The organism is Microbacterium sp. Be9 (assembly GCF_011754135.1).
Classification (GTDB): Bacteria; Actinomycetota; Actinomycetes; order Actinomycetales; family Microbacteriaceae; genus Microbacterium; species Microbacterium maritypicum_A.
Genome location: NZ_WNWT01000006.1, coordinates 679,183 through 695,324 on the forward strand (window position 1 = coordinate 679,183; position 16,142 = coordinate 695,324).

14 protein-coding genes are annotated in these 16,142 nt (G+C 68.8%); 8 read left to right on the forward strand and 6 right to left on the reverse strand.

What is annotated here, in order from left to right; translation table 11 throughout:
- Positions 1-172: 172 nt before the first annotated feature.
- From GLO27_RS14125 to GLO27_RS20295, 3 genes are read left to right on the forward strand one after another with little or no spacing between them, the layout of a single operon-like run.
- Positions 173-1,480, forward strand: coding sequence for an MFS transporter (locus GLO27_RS14125; RefSeq protein ID WP_021200293.1), 1,308 nt, complete (start codon positions 173-175; stop codon positions 1,478-1,480).
- A gap of 29 nt (positions 1,481-1,509) precedes the next feature.
- Positions 1,510-3,021 (forward strand): carboxylesterase family protein, encoded by a 1,512-nt coding sequence (locus GLO27_RS14130; RefSeq protein WP_031207538.1) that lies wholly within the window; start codon positions 1,510-1,512, stop codon positions 3,019-3,021.
- Positions 3,018-3,755 (forward strand): phosphatase PAP2 family protein, encoded by a 738-nt coding sequence (locus GLO27_RS20295; protein ID WP_167255408.1) that lies wholly within the window; start codon positions 3,018-3,020, stop codon positions 3,753-3,755. Before GLO27_RS14130 ends, GLO27_RS20295 begins: the two co-directional genes overlap by 4 nt.
- 73 nt (positions 3,756-3,828) lie before the next feature.
- On the opposite strand, the gene GLO27_RS14140 is transcribed toward GLO27_RS20295, so the two are convergent.
- Genes GLO27_RS14140 through GLO27_RS14150 form a run of 3 tightly spaced genes read right to left on the reverse strand, consistent with a single transcriptional unit; the run spans position 3,829 to position 6,093 of the window.
- Positions 3,829-4,176 (reverse strand): cupin domain-containing protein, encoded by a 348-nt coding sequence (locus tag GLO27_RS14140; protein ID WP_021200290.1) that lies wholly within the window; start codon positions 4,174-4,176, stop codon positions 3,829-3,831.
- The gene (locus tag GLO27_RS14145; protein ID WP_021200289.1) at positions 4,173-5,576 is read right to left on the reverse strand and encodes an FAD-dependent oxidoreductase; all 1,404 of its coding nucleotides are present in this window, start codon (positions 5,574-5,576) and stop codon (positions 4,173-4,175) included. The genes GLO27_RS14140 and GLO27_RS14145 overlap by 4 nt, the downstream gene beginning before the upstream one ends.
- Positions 5,577-5,625: 49 nt before the next feature.
- Positions 5,626-6,093 carry an Lrp/AsnC family transcriptional regulator gene (locus GLO27_RS14150; RefSeq protein WP_021200288.1) on the reverse strand — a complete coding sequence of 156 codons (468 nt, stop codon included), beginning with the start codon at positions 6,091-6,093 and terminating at the stop codon, positions 5,626-5,628.
- A 99-nt stretch (positions 6,094-6,192) separates the two neighbouring features.
- On the opposite strand from GLO27_RS14150, the gene GLO27_RS14155 reads away from it, so the two are divergent.
- On the forward strand, positions 6,193-7,644 hold the full coding sequence (locus tag GLO27_RS14155) for a gamma-aminobutyraldehyde dehydrogenase (protein ID WP_021200287.1): 1,452 nt from the start codon (positions 6,193-6,195) through the stop codon (positions 7,642-7,644).
- 96 nt (positions 7,645-7,740) lie between these two features.
- On the opposite strand, the gene GLO27_RS14160 is transcribed toward GLO27_RS14155, so the two are convergent.
- A complete protein-coding gene (locus tag GLO27_RS14160; protein ID WP_021200286.1) occupies positions 7,741-8,265 on the reverse strand; it encodes a GNAT family N-acetyltransferase in 525 nt (174 codons plus the stop codon).
- Between the two features lie 52 nt (positions 8,266-8,317).
- Positions 8,318-9,097 (reverse strand): M23 family metallopeptidase, encoded by a 780-nt coding sequence (locus GLO27_RS14165; protein ID WP_136023991.1) that lies wholly within the window; start codon positions 9,095-9,097, stop codon positions 8,318-8,320.
- Positions 9,098-9,825: 728 nt separating this feature from the next.
- Between GLO27_RS14165 and GLO27_RS14170 the strand changes: the two genes are divergently transcribed.
- From GLO27_RS14170 to GLO27_RS14185, 4 genes are all read left to right on the forward strand, one after another.
- Positions 9,826-11,358, forward strand: coding sequence for an HNH endonuclease signature motif containing protein (locus GLO27_RS14170; protein WP_167255410.1), 1,533 nt, complete (start codon positions 9,826-9,828; stop codon positions 11,356-11,358).
- A gap of 280 nt (positions 11,359-11,638) precedes the next feature.
- The gene (locus GLO27_RS14175) at positions 11,639-12,787 is read left to right on the forward strand and encodes an ROK family transcriptional regulator (RefSeq protein WP_136023987.1); all 1,149 of its coding nucleotides are present in this window, start codon (positions 11,639-11,641) and stop codon (positions 12,785-12,787) included.
- An 89-nt stretch (positions 12,788-12,876) separates the two neighbouring features.
- Positions 12,877-13,824, forward strand: a complete 948-nt coding sequence (locus GLO27_RS14180) for a polysaccharide deacetylase family protein (RefSeq protein WP_021200281.1) — start codon at positions 12,877-12,879, stop codon at positions 13,822-13,824.
- Positions 13,821-15,158: an MFS transporter gene (locus tag GLO27_RS14185; protein WP_167255412.1), complete on the forward strand. Its 1,338-nt coding sequence runs from the start codon at positions 13,821-13,823 to the stop codon at positions 15,156-15,158. The genes GLO27_RS14180 and GLO27_RS14185 overlap by 4 nt, the downstream gene beginning before the upstream one ends.
- 3 nt (positions 15,159-15,161) lie before the next feature.
- Here the strand turns inward: GLO27_RS14185 and galE are convergent, their stop codons facing one another.
- A complete protein-coding gene (gene galE, locus GLO27_RS14190) occupies positions 15,162-16,142 on the reverse strand; it encodes a UDP-glucose 4-epimerase GalE (protein WP_021200024.1) in 981 nt (326 codons plus the stop codon).

Sequence of the window (16,142 nt, forward strand, 5' to 3'; positions counted from 1 at the left end):
AACCGTCACGACCAGATCACAAAAACCAAACAACGTTCGTGAATGACTTGCGAAGGGTGGAGACGATCTGTCAGCATGTCGGGTGAATACCGAATGCCGTTTGGTATTGATCAGATCCGCTCAACATTCCGCTCAACATTCCGCTCAACATTCCGCTCAACGAGGAGCCGACATGTCCGTGTCCCCGCTCGACCCCGCCGCCGAACTGGCGCCGACCGGCACCATCCGCGCCGTCCCGCCCGAAGCGGGGGAGCCGGCGGCGAGTCCGCCGGCGAACCGGCGGCTGCTGCCCAGCCTGCTGATCGCCTCCCTCACGCTGTTCGCCACTTACGGCGGACTCATCGCGATCCTTCTTCCCAGCCAGATCCTGATGATCGACGAGGCGAACAAGGTCGGCAACCTCGCCGTCGTGACCACGATCTCCTTCGTGTTCACGCTGTTCGCGCAGCCGATCGTGGGGGCGTTGAGCGACCGCACGCGCTCGCGCTTCGGACGCCGCGTGCCGTGGATGGTGCTCGGCGCGATCATCGGCGGCATCTTTCTGTTCGGGCTGGGCTCGCTGACCGACATCCTCTGGATCACGGTGTTCTGGGTGATCATCCAGGTGGCGCTGAACTTCTTCCAGGCGCCCCTGACCGCGATCACCGCCGATCGGTTCCCGCGTTCGAAGCGCGGCGGGGCGAGCGCGATGATCGGACTCGGCACGCAGGTCGGCATGACCGTCGGCATCATGCTCGCCGGTGCCTTCGCCGCGCAGATCGGCATCGGCTACGCGGTGTTCGGCGGTGCCGTGATCGTGGCGGCACTGCTGTTCGCACTCGTGAACCGCGACTGGTCGTCGAAGCACGCGGCCGTGGATGCGTTCCGCTGGGGTGCATTCTTCCGAGGATTCTGGATCGACCCGCGCCGTCACCCGGACTTCGCCTGGGCGTTCGCCGCGCGGTTCCTGCTGATCCTCGGTTACTTCGTCGTCAGCGCGTATCAGCTGTACATGCTCACCGACTACATCGGCCTGCCACTCGCGGATGCCCAGGGGGCCGTCGTCACCCTCACACTCGTGGCCTTCATCCCGACGCTCATCGCGATCGCCCTCTCCGGGTGGTGGAGCGACAGGGTCGGGCGCCGCAAGGTGTTCATCTACGCCGCCTCCGCCGTGATGGTCGCGGGCCTCGCGATGCCGCTGCTGCAGCCGAACATGACCGGCATGGTCCTGATGAGCATCATCAACGGCGTCGGTTTCGGCCTGTACATGTCGGTGGATGCGGCGCTCATGACCGAGGTGCTGCCGAACGAGGGCGTCTCGGCGGGCAAGGATCTCGGCATCCTCAACGTCGCGACCAATGTGCCGCAGGCGTTGAGTCCCGCCATCGGCGGTGTCATCATCACCTCCGTCGGCGGCTACGCGATGCTCTTCGTCTTCGCGATCGTGTTCGTGATCCTCGCCGCCGTCGCGACCGCGCCGATCAAGGGAGTGCGCTGATGACCGGGAATGAGCAGGAGAATGCTGTGATGACGGATACCGATTTCGACACGACCGCCGATTTCGTCGAGGTGGCCACGGCCGCCGGACGGGTGCGGGGCCGCTGGCGCCCGACGACGGGCGGGCGCGGGAATCCGCGGTCGGCAGCCTTCCTGGGCATCCCGTTCGCGGAGGCGCCGATCGGCGCGCTGCGTTTTCAGGCGCCCGTGCCGAAAGCGCCGTGGGAGGGAGTGCGCGATGCGCTCGAGTTCGCCGCCACCGCCCAGCGCGGCGACCCCGGGGTGACGCTCATCCCCGAACCGAGCGTCGAGGGCGACTCGACGCTCAACGTCAACGTCTTCACGCCGGACCCGACCCCTGCCGCGCAGGGCGCCGGTCTTCCTGTTCTCGTCTGGATCCACGGCGGCGGATACTTCGCCGGCTCGCCCGCGAGCCCCTGGTATGACGGCCGCAACTTTAACCGTGACGGCGTCGTGACCGTGTCGCTCTCCTACCGCCTGGGTTTCGACGGCTTCGGCTGGATCGAGGATGCCCCCTCGAACCGGGGCGTGCGCGACTGGCTGCTCGCCCTCGAGTGGGTGCAGCAGAACATCGCTGAGTTCGGCGGGGATCCGTCGCGCGTCACGATCGCCGGGCAATCCGCCGGCGGAGGAGCCGTGCTGACCCTGCTCGGCATGGAGAAGGCACAGCATCTGTTCCACGGCGTGTACGCGATCTCCGGTGCGCTCGCCGACGTGGCTCCGGCCCGCGCCGAGGCCTTCGGGCGCGGACTCGCCGCAGCGGCCGGGGTCGCGCCCACCGTGGCCGGGTTCTCGACGCTGTCCGAGGACCGCATCCTCGAGCTGCAGAAGAAGGCGACCGAGCTCGGTCCTGATTCGCTCGGGAGTGTGGTCGAAGAGGGCCTTCCGCTCGGTCCGGCCGTCGACGGCGACCTGCTGCCACGCCCGACGCGTGAGGCCCTCCGCGCCGGTGTCGGTGCCGACAAGCCGCTCGTGATCGGTGCGACCGACGACGAGTTCACGATGGTCTTCGCAGGCTCCGAGAAGAAGCTGCGCTGGGTGCCGAGGTCGCTGCTGTTGAACAAGCTCGGCTTGCCGAAGAGTGCGCGTCGGCAGTACCTCGCCGCCAACGCCGACATCACCGGACTCGGCAACGCCCGGGTGGGCGGTCGGCTGCTGACGGACCGGATGTTCCGCTCGGCGCTGCTGAAGATCGTCGCCGACCGCGGTGCCGCTCCCACCTGGCTGTACCGCTTCTCGTGGCCGTCCGGACACTTCGGCTTCGCCGAGCACTGCCTCGATGTGCCGTTCTTCTTCGACTGCCTCGACGGTCCGGCGATGGAGCCGCTCGCGGGTCCGAACCCGCCGCAGGAGCTGGCTGACGAGGTGCACGGCGCCGCTGTCGCGTTCATCGTCGGAGGAGACCCCGGTTGGCCGCGTCACCAGGGATCGAAGGGCATCGCGCGGGTCTACGACGTGCCGACCCGCGACATGTCCGATGCCTACGCCTCCGTGCGGCCGCTGCTGGGAACGCCGTCGTGACCACGGCTGTCGCGGTCGGGGATGCCACCCGACCGGTGGCCTCGCCGCGCCCTCGGTGGATGCTGTGGACCGCTCTCGGGCTGCTCGCGGTGTTCGTGGCTCTCGCGGTCGGCGTGCTCGCAGCGCCCGATGCGCCGTGGACGCAGGGCCTCGACGACCTGTGGCGCAGAGGTGTCGGGGTCGGGCCGGAATCGACGCTGCCCGGCTTCGTGCTGGCGCAGATGTTCCAGCATCTCGGTCAGCTCCCTGGGGCGGTGCTCATGATGATCCTCCTCCCGCTGGTGCTGTCGCTGATGGGGCGTTGGCGTTCCGCGCTGTTCGTGATCGCGGTGCAGCTCGCCGGCCCAGGGCTGCTGTCGCAGCTCACGAAGAACCTCGTCGACAGGCCGCGCCCGGCCGAAGACGTGGCCGGTGGACTCTTCGGCCCGCTCGTGCAGGTCGACCACGGTTCGTTCCCGTCCGGACATTCCGTGAGCATGGCCGCGATCATCATCACGGTGCTCGCACTGATCCCGGCATCCGCGGTCTGGGCGCGCCGCGTCTGGATCGTGCTCGGAGTGCTCCTGGCCGTCGGCATGGTGTGGCAGCGCACGCTCATCAATGCGCACTGGTTCACCGACACGTGCGCCGGACTGATCGGCGGGGCGGCGGTCGCGTTCCTGCTCTGGTGGGCGTTCCTGCCCTGGCTGCGGCGCGATCAGGAGCGCCGCGTCTGGTTCCTTCGGAAAGGCTGATCTCTCGCCTTCGAATCGCGCGAACGGCTCCATCGCGCCCGGGGATGCAGCCCTTCGCGCGATTCGAAGAGCGTCAGGTGATGTAGATCTTGCGGAGGGTCTCGGTGACGGTCCAGGTGGTGCGCATGCCCTCGGCGAGGCGCACGACCGAGCCGGGACCGACCTCGAGGTCGGGCAGTCCGGACGAGGCGAACGCGATCGTGGCGCGGCCCGACAGCACGACGAACACCTCGTCGGCCTCGGTGTCGGTCGCGGTGCCGGGGGTCATCTCCCAGACGCCGATCTCGGTCCCGCCGAGTGTCGCGAGTTCCTGCGCGGCGGTCGTGGGCGCGCCGGCGAGCACCTCATCCGCAGGCAGTGACTCGTGTGCCAGAGGCAGGGTTGCGGCATCCAGTCCCGCCCCGGCGGCGAGACCGTTCACGAGTCGAAGCCCATGCCGACGGCGTCGAGCGTCTTGAGGAACAGGTTGCGCCTGCCCTCGTTGTGATCGGCCTGGTTCATCGCGGCGCGGACGAGGTTGACGCCGATCGAGGCGGCAGGCTCGGGCGGGAACGGGATGGGCTTCTCACGCACCATCCGCAGCGCGGTGCGCTCGGTCTCCTCACCGGACAGCTTGTCGAGCATGACGTCGGACGCGAAGCGTGCGGCCCCGACGCCGAGCCCGGTGAAGCCGGTCGCGTAGGCCACGCGGCCCTTGCGGGCGGTGCCGAAGAACGCGCAGAAGCGGCTCGACGAGTCGATCGCTCCGGCCCAGCGGTGGGTGAAGCGCAGGCCCTCCAGCTGCGGGAAGGTCGTGAAGAAGTGCGAGGCGAGCTTGCGGTGGCTCTCCATGCGGTCCTCGTACTCCGCGCGCACTTTGCCGCCGAAGTGGTAGATGGCGTCGTAGCCGCCGAACAGGATGCGGTTGTCGCCCGTGAGCCGGTAGTAGTGGAACTGGTTCGCGCTGTCGGCGAGCCCCTGTCGGTTCGACCAGCCGATCGAGGCCAGTTGCTCGGAGGAGAGCGGCTCGGTCATCAGCACGTAGTCGTACACGGGCACGGTCATCAGGCGGTTGCGTTTGAGGAGCGAGGGGAAGACGTTCGTCCCGAGCGCCACGGCATCCGCGATCACGCGGCCGTTCGCTGTGACCAGCGTGATCGGTCCCGATCCGTCGCCCTCGATGGCGCGGACCAGACTGTGCTCGTAGATCTCGACGCCCAGGTCGGCGGCCACGCGGGCCAGCTCCACAGCCAGCTTGGCCGGATGCACCATCGCGCAGCCGTCGCGGTCCCAGTCGCCGGCGAGGAACGTCTCGGAGTGCACCTCGGCCTGCACCGCTGCGCGGTCGAGGAAGCCCGGCTCATCGCGGTACCACTCCACCTGGTGGGGCTCGATGGCGACGGCCAGCTGTCCGGTGCGCTCGAACTCCGCATCCATCCGGTAGTGCTCGACGGTCTCGCCGATGGCGTCGAGGTTCGCGTGTCCCAGCTCTTCGAGGCGGTCGATCTCCTCCGGCCAGCGGTTCACGCCGTTCTCGTGTCCGTGTGTGAGGCTCGACTCGCAGAAGCCGCCGTTGCGGCCGGAGGCCGCCCAGGCGATGCGCGAGGCCTCGAGCAGCACGACGCGGCGTTCGGGGTCGCGCTCCTTGGCGCGCACCGCCGTCCACAGTCCGGCGTACCCGCCGCCGACGATGGCGAGGTCGGCGCGGACCGTGCCGTTCAGCCGCGGATGTGCCGGCCGGTCGACGTCGTCGAGCCAGAACACCCGCAGCGCGGTGTCGCGGAGGGAGTCGTCGATGACGGACGGCGACGGCTGCTGACGTTCGAAGACGGTGGTGCCCATGGTTTCTCTCCGTGGTGTGCGGGTGCGAGGTACGGGAGCGGGGTGCGCGTCAGCGCGTGCCCCAGTTGTAGAGGTCTTTGTAGAGACCGGCGTAGAGCATGCTCTCGGTGTGGGTGATGCCGGGGATGGTGCGGATGCGGGTCGCGATGAGGTCTATCAGGTGCTCGTCGTTCTCACACACGGCCTCGACGAGGATGTCGAACGTGCCGAGCGTGACGACGACGTACGCCAGCTCGGGGATCCGGGTGAGTTCTTCGGCGATCTCCCGCGGATCGCCCGAGACGCGGATTCCGATCATCGACATACGGTGGAAGCCGAGCTGCATCGGGTCGGTGACCGCGACGATCTGGATGATCCCGGCTTCGGTCATCCGCTGCACCCGCTGGCGCGCCGCAGCCTCGCTGAGGCCGACCTCGCGGGCGATCTCGGCGTAGGGGCGTCGCCCGTCCTCCTGCAGCAGCTCGACGATGCGCTTCGAGATGTCATCAAGGGCAGGCTGGGAAGACTTCGTACTCATGTGTCGATATTGTCAGTCATTCCCACCCTCTGCAACTGATTCAGTTGTTTCATATTGCTGGATCTTCAGATTCCGTACTGAAGTCGGTACGATGGCGCCATGCCCAGTCATCTTCTGAAGAACTCCGCGCCGCTGCAGAACTTCATCGGCGGCCGTTTCGTCGACGCGCGTGGTGCCGAGCGGATGCCGCTCCTCGATCCTGTCACCGAAGAGACGTACGGGGAACTCCCGGTGTCGGACGCCGTCGACGTCGATGCCGCCTACGCCGCCGCATCCGCCGCCTTCCCGATCTGGCGCGACACGACGCCCGCCGACCGCCAGCTGGCGCTGTTCCGCATCGCCGATGAGATGGAGGCGCGGGCGGAGGAGTTCGCCGACCTGGAATCGCAGGACACGGGTAAGCCGCGCGCGAGCCTGGTGGCCGACGAGATCATGCAGTCGGTCGACCAGTTGCGCTTCTTCGCGGGTGCGGCGCGCAGCCTCGAGGGTCGGGCGGCGGGGGAGTACCTCGCCGGGCATACCTCGTTCGTGCGGCGCGAGCCCGTCGGCGTGATCGGTCAGGTCACGCCGTGGAACTACCCGCTGAACATGGCCGTGTGGAAGATCGCCCCCGCGCTGGCCGCCGGCAACACCGTCGTGCTGAAGCCCGCGGAGTCCACGCCACTGACCACGCTGTTGCTCGCGGAGATCGTCGCGCTGCATACGCCGGCCGGGACGCTCAACGTCGTGCTCGGCGACCGTGACACCGGTGTCGCGCTGGTCGAGCACCCGACGCCGCAGATGGTGGCGATCACCGGTTCCGTGCGGGCCGGTATGGCCGTGGCTCGTTCGGCGGCGAACGACGTCAAGCGGGTGCACCTCGAGCTCGGCGGCAAGGCTCCGGCGATCGTGTTCTCGGATGCGTCGATCGAGAAGGCCGTCGAGGGCATCATCACCGGTGCCTTCTTCAACGGCGGACAGGACTGCACCGCCGCCACCAGGGTGCTGGTGCACGGATCGAAGCACGACGAGCTGGTCGCCGCTCTGGTCGCCCGGGCGAAGACGCACGCTCGCACCGGCGGCCCGCACGAGGAGGGGGTGCTGTACGGGCCCCTGAGCAGTGCGGCGCAGCTCTCGCAGGTGCAGGGATTCATCGACCGGCTCCCCGCGCACGCGACGATCGAGACCGGCGGACGCCGCCAGGGCGATCGAGGGTACTTCTGGGAGCCCACGATCGTGTCGGGAGTACGACAGGACGACGAGGTCGTGCAGGGGGAGATCTTCGGACCCGTGCTCACGGTGCAGGCGTTCTCGGAGGACGACGAGGCTCTGCGGATGGCGAACGACGTGCCCTACGCGCTCGCCGCCTCGGTGTGGACCACGGATCATGCCCGGGCGATGCGGTTCTCTCGCGACCTCGACTTCGGCTGCGTGTGGATCAACACCCACATCCCGTTCGTGTCGGACATGCCCCACGGCGGGTTCAAGCACTCCGGCTACGGCAAGGACCTGTCGCAATACGGGTTCGACGACTACACCCGCATCAAGCACGTCATGAGCGCTCTCGACTGAGCGGTGCCGGAGGTTCCGGAAGGCGGGACGGCAGGCGGGACGGAGGCTCCGGAAGGCGCGAGGTCAGGCAGGACGGAGGTGCCGGAAGGTGCGAGGTCAGGTGCCGAGCAGCTTCACGCGACGATGCTCGCGCAGTGTGAGCTGGGGGCGTTCCTCGATCTTGATCGCGCCGTCTTCGATCCAGCCGTGGCGGGCGTAGAACGAATCGGCGCGTTCGTTGCCGTCGAGCACCCAGAGGTAGGCGCGGTTGTGGCCGGCCTCGGCGATCCGCTGTTCGGCGGCTTCCAACAGGGCGTGACCCGCGCCCGTAGACCAGGCGGCGGGATCGGCGTAGATGCCGTACACCTCGCCGTCGGCGACCCCGTCGGGGTCGCGTCCGGAGCCGAGTGAAGCCCATCCGACGATACGGTCGTCGCGCAGGGCGACGACGGTCCCGAGGCTCGTCGGCAACGGTTCGGCGAGGGTGCGACGCCAGCCCACAGCTCTCTCGTCGATGGAGAGGCCGTCGAGCACGGCTTGGTCGATGAGCCCGCGATAGGCGACCTGCCACGAGCGGACATGCACCCCGGCGATGTCGTCGGCGTCCTCCGCGCGGGCGCTGCGGATCTCCAGGGAGCTCATCCATCCACCCTACGGTGAACCGCAGACGGGAGAAGGGGGCGGTCGACGCCGATCAGCTCACGTTCTTCTTGAGCCACGGCAGCGGGTCGACGGGCGCGGTGTTGATGTGCACCTCGAAGTGCAGGCAGGAGCCGAACACGTAGCCGGTCGATCCGACGTCGCCGATGTACTGCCCCTCGTCGACGCAATCACCGACCTCGACCGCACGGCTTCCGTACGTCATGTGCGAGTAGACCGTACTCACGGCCTGCCCGTCGACGATGCTCTCGATCTGGATCGTCACGCCGTAGCCCTGGTAGCTCTCCGTGGACCGTGAGACGCAGCCCTTCATGGCGGCGTTGATCGGTGTGCCGACCGGGGCGGCGAAGTCCTGCCCGAGGTGCGAACGTCCCGGCCGCGAGGCGCCGAAGCCATCGGTGAACGAGTAGGTCCCATCGGCCATCGGCATCACGATGCGTCCGGCGAGGGGGATGTCCATCGCGCTCGAGAGCGGCATGCCGGCGGCGACTGCTGCGGCGGCGGCGCGCGAACGGGTCTCCTTGATCTCCTCGGGCGTGGTCGCGGAGAAGTTGCCCCGTGGGTCGATCACAGCGCGGATCTCGGACTTCGCCGTGTAGGACTGCGCGGTGCCGTCGGCGAGGGTCGAGACGCTGGAGCTGGCGGCGGCGGCAGGGCCACCCGCGGGGTTGAGGGCGGGAAGCGCTGCCCCGGTGATCATCACGCCGATCGCCAGCGTGGCGCCGAGTGCCTTGGTCTTCGCCCACTGGCGCTTCTGTCGCCGGGCCTCGCCGCGAGAGGTCGGGGCCGTCTTCGGCGTCGACTTCGGTGCCATGTGGCGGGGGCGCAGGCGAGGATCCCAGGTGCGAGGGGTGTGGGGTGCCTGTGCCTGTGCCTGTGCCTGTGCGCGAGGGGGAGCCGCGTCGGGTGCGGCCTGGTCTGTCTCCGGCGTGGGGGATGTGGGGGTTGCAGAGGATGCGGGTTCCGGGTCTGCTGCGGAGGCGGCGGCCGGATCGGTTTCCGGGGTCGTCTCCGGTGCCGCAGCAGCACGGACGGTGTTCGCCGGGCGGTGACTCTGCGAGTCCGCGGAAACGGAGCGCCGCAGGTCACGCCGCAAAAGCGGTCGGGACGAGTCAGGGACTTCGGTGGGAGCTTCCGAGGCGTCGAGATCGCGCTCGGGTGGCAGGAAATTCGTGACGGGATCCTTCCGGGAGGCTGGCGTGCGCGGCGGTCGATCCCCCCGGATGCCACCGTTACCGATCTGTAATTTAATTCGCGAAACCGTGAGCGTCAAATCGAGGGCGGATGAATCGACTCGCCTCTCGGCCATCGGTGCTCTTGCTCATGGGCTTCTGTGCGGGTCGTGTCGATGCTCATGTATCGATTCTGCTTCCGGCGTCGGACCTTCGGGGGCGGCGGCATCACGCCTTTACCCGAGATGTGGAAAGACGGATTCGAGGCGAGTTCGTGGAGGAGGCGTGAGGTCAGCACGTGTTCCAGAATATTGCTCTGATCGGGGTTTATCCGGGGAGAAATGTCGGCACCCCCGGGTTGACTCGACCCATGAACAACCCCGTGGAAGTGCTCGAACAGGTGGTGACCGACTTGGATGCCGTGTTGCACTCTGACGCGATGGCGGTGATGTCCGATGCGGTGAAGATGGACCTGTTGCGTGTGGCGGGCGAGGTGCAGCGGCGGGCGGAGGCAGTCGTCGTGGAGGCGGTCGCGTCGGTCGATGGGCGTCCCGCCGGGTCGGGAGAGGCCGGATTCTGCGGGAAGTTCGGGTGCCGGACGATGAGCGAGTTGCTGCAGCGGGTCCTGCGGACGGACGGGCCCGGTGCAGGGCGGATGCTGAAGGCGGCGCGGGCGGTGCGCCGGGAGGTGGAGTTGTCATCCGGGTTCCGCTCGCCCGCGCGATGGCCCGAACTGCGGGCGGCGCTACTCGACGGGGCCGTCGGGGTGGCCGGGTTGTTGGCCGCGATCGGGCCGGTGGAACAGGCCGGGATCCGTGTCGGGACAGCAGACCGGTTGCTCGTGGACGGGGAGTTGGCGGCTTACTCGCGGGGGATCCCGGCCGCGGGTGCGGGAACGCAAGACGTTCTAGGGGCGGATTCGGGTGCGGGCGTCGAAGGAGACTCCGCGCCGGCGGCGACGCCGGAGGACTTGAGGATTCTGGCGCAGGTCATCGTGCAGTACCTCGATCCTGATGGAGCCGAACCCGCGGACGACATCGCGATGCGCGCCCGGGGGATCGTCCTCGGGCGGGCGAAAGACGGGGTCATCCCGGTCCGAGGCGGGCTCCTGCCCGAAGTCGCGGGACAACTGCAACGCATCTTCGACGCCTACCTGAATCCGAACGTCGACGGGCCTCCCCTCCCCGGAGTGGTGTTCCGACCCTCGGAAGAATCACACTGTCGAGATACCGAGCCCACGGGGATGGACGACGGTGACCTTCCATCCGGTGATCCGGGCCGAATGGTCGACGCCCGATCTCGGGCGCAGAAGCAGCACGACATCCTCGCCGCCGCGCTCGGGATCGCCGCCCGCCATGACGACATGCCTCGCCTCGGAGGCGCCGCCCCGACCCTGGTCGTGACCGTCGCTGCCGACGACTACGCCACGGGAAACGGATGGGCCCACATCGACGGCATCGACACCCCCGTTCCCATCCGGGTCGCCGCGCACACCGCCTGCGCCGGCGGAATACAGCGCGTGATGTTCGACTCCGGCGGGCGCATCATCGGGATCGGCGCCACCGACCGGATCTTCACCGCCCATCAACGCCGCGCGATCGCCATCCGCGACGGGGAATGCCTCATTCCCGGCTGTCATGTCCCCGCCACGTGGTGCGAGATCCACCACGTCCAAGAGCATGCGCGCGGCGGGCCCACCCACACCGACAACGGCGTCGCTCTCTGCTGGCACCACCACCGCACCCTCGGCACCAGCGGATGGGAGATCCGCATGCGCCACGGCATCCCGCACATCCGTGGCCCCGCCTGGTGGGACCCGACCCGGCAGTGGCGAACGCGGCGATCCCGAGGTGGCGAGCGCAGAGAGCCGGCCATCAGCCGCGCGGCACCACTCAGAGTGTGACGCCACCACTCAGGGTGTGAATTGTTGCCACCGAGCCGACTCGAGCCGAGCTGAGCCGAGCCGTGCCGTGCCGTGCCGTGCCGTGCCGTTTCGAGCCGAGCCGCGCCGACTCGAGGCTCTGATCGTGACCGTGACCGTGACTTGCCCCACGGCATTCACCGGCACCGGAATCGGCGCGAAGTCTCGACTGGTGCGACGCGATGTGGCATGCTGGCGGGCACTGCGCCCGCCTCAGAAGCCGGGTGAAGTACGCGAAACGAGAGGCGCCTCCGGAACACCTATGTCCAGACCACTCGCGGGACCGCAGGGCCTGCTACGCACGCTCAACGGCCGCGCGATCCTGGAGGCCCTCGCCCGCAGCGGCCCGCAGACCCGCTCGGAGTTGATGTCCGCCACGGGGTTGTCGCGTACCGCTGTGACTCAGGTGCTGCGGATGCTCGAGAACGCCGGAGCAGTCGCGCCTGCGGGAGTGGACCGGGACACGAGGGGTCCCGCCGCCGGACGTGTGGCCCTGCATCCGCGCCTCGGATTCGCCGCGGCCGTGCACGTCGATCACCACGCGGCGCACGTCGTGCTGGTCGACGCGACCGGGATCGTGCGGGCGGAGGCGCACTCGCCCTTCCCCGACGCCGAGAACCGTGTCGCCCACATCGTCGGGCTCGTCGATGAGTGCCGCCGTTCGTTGAAGGCGGCGAAGGGCGCCGTGCACCTCGCGGTCGTCGGGGTGCCCGGCATCGTCACCGCTGACGGAGGCATCCGTGACGACCTCGGTCCCGACGGCGGCGCCTTCCGTGCGGCACTGGCCGCGGCCCTCGACTGTCCTGTCCGCATCGAGAACGACGTCAACCTCGCGGCCCTCGCCGAACTCACCGGCGGCGGAGGAGGAAGCCTCACCAGCTTCGCGCTGTTGCTCCTCGACGACGGACTCGGAGCGGGCATCGTGATCGACGGCGCGCTGCACCGTGGATTCTCCGGCGTCGCCGGTGAGGTCATGTACCTGCCGCAGACCCCCATCCCGATCGGTGCTCCCCTCGTGGGCGATGCGGTCGTCAGCGACCTCGCGCTCGGCGTCGGTCGCGATCCCGCCGCGTCTCTCCGCGATCATCTGGAGGCCGCAGCTCTCGGAGACGATGGGGCGCTCCAGATCATCTCCGAGGTCGCCCGCCGCATCGTTCTCGTGGCCGGAAGCGTGGGGCTGGTGCTCGACCCTGAGGCGTTCGTCCTCGGCGGCAAGGCGGCTCATCCCGTGCTCGTCGCTGCCATCGAGCGCATCGCCGGCGAGTATGAGGCGCAGCTCCCGCTGCGTTTCCTCGTCTCCTCCTTCGGGCCTGAGGCTCCGCTCATCGGCGCCGTCGACCAGGCCGCGGCCGCACTCCGAGGCGACCTCTTCACCCGGATCCTCACCCCCGCCCCCAAAAGCGCACGCTGAACACCCCGCCCCCCAACGCCTGCTGAACACCACCCGCCGAACATCGCCCGCCCGAGCAGTGTCGCTCGAACCACCCGACAGGACTCCCGATGACCGCACCGTCCGATCTCGCCGACCGACTCGGCCTCCCGCCCGGCGCACGGGCGATCATCCTCAATGCGGACGACTTCGGCATGTGCCACGCGGCGAACACCGCGATCATGGATCTGCTCACATCCGGGAGCATCGACTCGTCGACCGTGATGGTCCCGTGCTCGTGGTCGCCGGAGGCGCTCGCCTTCGCCGCATCCCGCACCGATCTCGATATCGGCGTGCATCTCGTGCTCACCAGCGAATGGGCGCGCTACCGGTGGCGCCCGCTCACCGGCACCGCCACGACCCTTGTCGATGATGCGGGCTTCTTCCCGACCGAAGTGCTCTCCGTCGAGCGGAACGCCGCCGACGACGACGTCGCTGCCGAACTCGCCGCTCAGGTGCAGGCCGCGCTCGATGCCGGCGTCGATGTGACGCATCTCGACAATCACATGGGTTCGGTCTACGGACTCGTGACCGGACGCGGCTTCCTCCAGCCGGTGTTCGAGCTCGCTGCACGCCACGGCCTCCCGTTCCGGCTGCCCCGCAGCATGGACGGCGTGGGCGAGGACTCCGCGCTCCAGTCTCAACTCGATGCCGCGGCAGCGGCCGCCGATGCTTCCGGCGTCGAGATCATCGACCGGCTCTGGTCGCACCCGTTCGAGCTGCTGCGTGAAGGCACGCCGGACGAGGAGACGTACGCGCAGATGCGTGACGGCTTCATCGCGCTGTTGCGCGCGGTGCCGGCAGGGGTCACGGAGATCTACCTCCATCCGATGGTCGACGACGATGAGCTCCGCGCCGCCGTGGACTTCAGCGCGACGAAGCGCGGATATGAGCTTCGTCTGCTGAAGGACCCCGCGGTCCGGCAGGCCATCGACGATGAGGGGCTCGTGCGCATCGGCTGGCGCGACCTGCGCGACCTGCAGCGGGGACGCGACCTGCAACGGGGAGACGCGCGGTGACCTCCCTGGGCGATCGGGTGCGCGACCGACGCCTCGACGCGGCCCCGAGCAGGTCGCAGGTGATCGCCTTCGGAGCCTCGGGCTTCCCGACGCAGCTGATGGCGCAGACGTTCTCGGCCTTCGTCGTCTACTTCTACGTCTCGCACCTCGCCGTACCGGCCACGTGGGTGGCGGTCGCGATGATCGCTCACGGCATCCTGAACGCCGTGCTCAACCCCGTCGTCGGCACGATCTCCGACCGACTGCGCACTCCGTGGGGCCGGCGCATCCCGTGGATCGGCCTGGGCATCGTGCCGCTGGTCGTCGCATTCGCGCTGGTCTGGATGCCGCCGGAGCTCCCCGTCGCCGGCCTCATCACCTGGTTCCTGGTCGTCGTGGCGGTGTACGACATCGCGTTCGTCGTGGTGGTGCTGAACATCTCGGCGCTGTTCCCCGAGATGTTCCGCACCACGGAGGAACGCGCCCGCGGCAACGTGCCGCGACAGATCTTCGCGATCTTCGGCATGGTCCTGGGCACCGCGGGCGCCCCTGCGCTGTACAGCGCGATCGGGTGGCCAGGAATGGCCTTGGTTCTCGGCGCCGTCTGCCTGGTGCTGCTCGTCTGGTCGTTCTTCGGCGGGATGATCGAGCGCCGGCTTCCGGATGCGGAGTCGACGGCATCGTCGGAAGCGATGCGCTGGGCAGACCAGCTGAAGTACACGTTCCGCAACCGGGCGTTCGTTCCGTATGTGCTCGGTTCGCTGTTCGTGCAGACCTCGATCGCGGTGATCCTCGCCGCGATCCCCTTCTACGTGCGCTACTCCCTGCATGCGCCGGAGGGGCAGGGCAGCCTGCTGCTCGGTGCCATCTTCGCCACCGCGATCCCGTCGATCATGCTGTGGAGCGCGGTCGTCCGCCGCACCTCCCCCCGCACCGCTGTGCTGTGGAGCGTCGCGGTGTTCGGGGTGTCCGTGCTCGGCTACCTCGCGCCGTCGAACGTGATCGGCGCGGCGCTGGTCGGGATCGCGGTCGGCGTGGGGGTCGGGGGCCTGCTGCAGTTGCTCGAGGTCATGCTCGCGCAGATCATCGACGACGATGCCGTGCGCACCGGTCACCGTCGCGAAGGCGCCTACTTCGGGGTGAACGGGTTCGTGGTGCGCGGCTCGGTGGTGCTGCAGGCGATCGTCGCTGCCGTGGTGCTCACGGCCTCCGACTTCGACGCCGCCCGCGGTGACACGCAGCCCGACAGCGTCGACGGCGGCATCCGGTTGATGCTCGCGGTGATCCCGCTCGGGTTCACCGCCCTCGCCTGGCTCTGCTTCTGGGCGTACCCGATCCGCTCCCGCGACCTCTGACCGTCAGGGGCGAGCGGCCTGCCGCGCTTCCCACCCCGTGCGCACCATCTCGTCGACCGAGTACCGCATGGTCCAGTCGAGGTCGCGGGCTGCGAGCTCACCGGTCGCGACGATGCGGTCGGGGTCACCGGGGCGACGCGGGCCGATCTCGGGCGTGAAGTCGATGCCGGTCACGCGGGCGACGGCATCCATGATCTGCTTCACACTCAGTCCGTCGCCGGAGCCGAGGTTGTAGGCGGCTTCGATCGGGCGGCCGTCGGACAGACGCTGCGCGGCCGCGACGTGGGCGGCCGCGATGTCGCCGACGTGCACGTAATCGCGCACGTTCGTCCCGTCTTCCGTCGCGTAGTCGTCGCCGTTGATGCGGGGCGTCTTCCCGGCCAGCAGCGCCTCGAACACGATCGGGAAGAGGTTGTGCGGGCTGACGTCGTAGACCGTCGGATCGGCGGAGCCCACCACGTTGAAGTACCGCAGAGAGGTGTGTCGCAGGGGCCGCTCGGATTCCGCCGTCGCGATCGCCTGGTCGCGCAGCAGCCATTCGCCGATGAGCTTCGATTCGCCGTAAGGGCTGGCCGGCTTCTTGGCGGTGTCTTCCACGACGAGGGCCACATCGGGCGTGCCGAACACGGCGGCGGAGGAGGAGAACACGATGTTCGAGACTCCCGCGGCCTCCATGGCCTCGAGGATCACCCGCGTGCCCTCGACGTTCTGCGCGTAGGTGTGCAGGGGGCGGTGCATCGAGACGCCGGCGTACTTGAAGCCCGCGACGTGGATCACACCCTCGGCACCGTGGTCGCGCAGCGTCTTCTCGACCAGCTCACGGTCCAGGATGCTGCCCCGCACGAATGTCACGCCCTCGGGCACGAAGGACTCGACGCCGCTGGACAGGTCATCGAGCACGACCGGGGTGAGCCCGGCATCCGCGAGAGCGCGGACGACGTGGGCGCCGATGTAGCCGGCGCCTCCGGTGACTATCCAGGACAT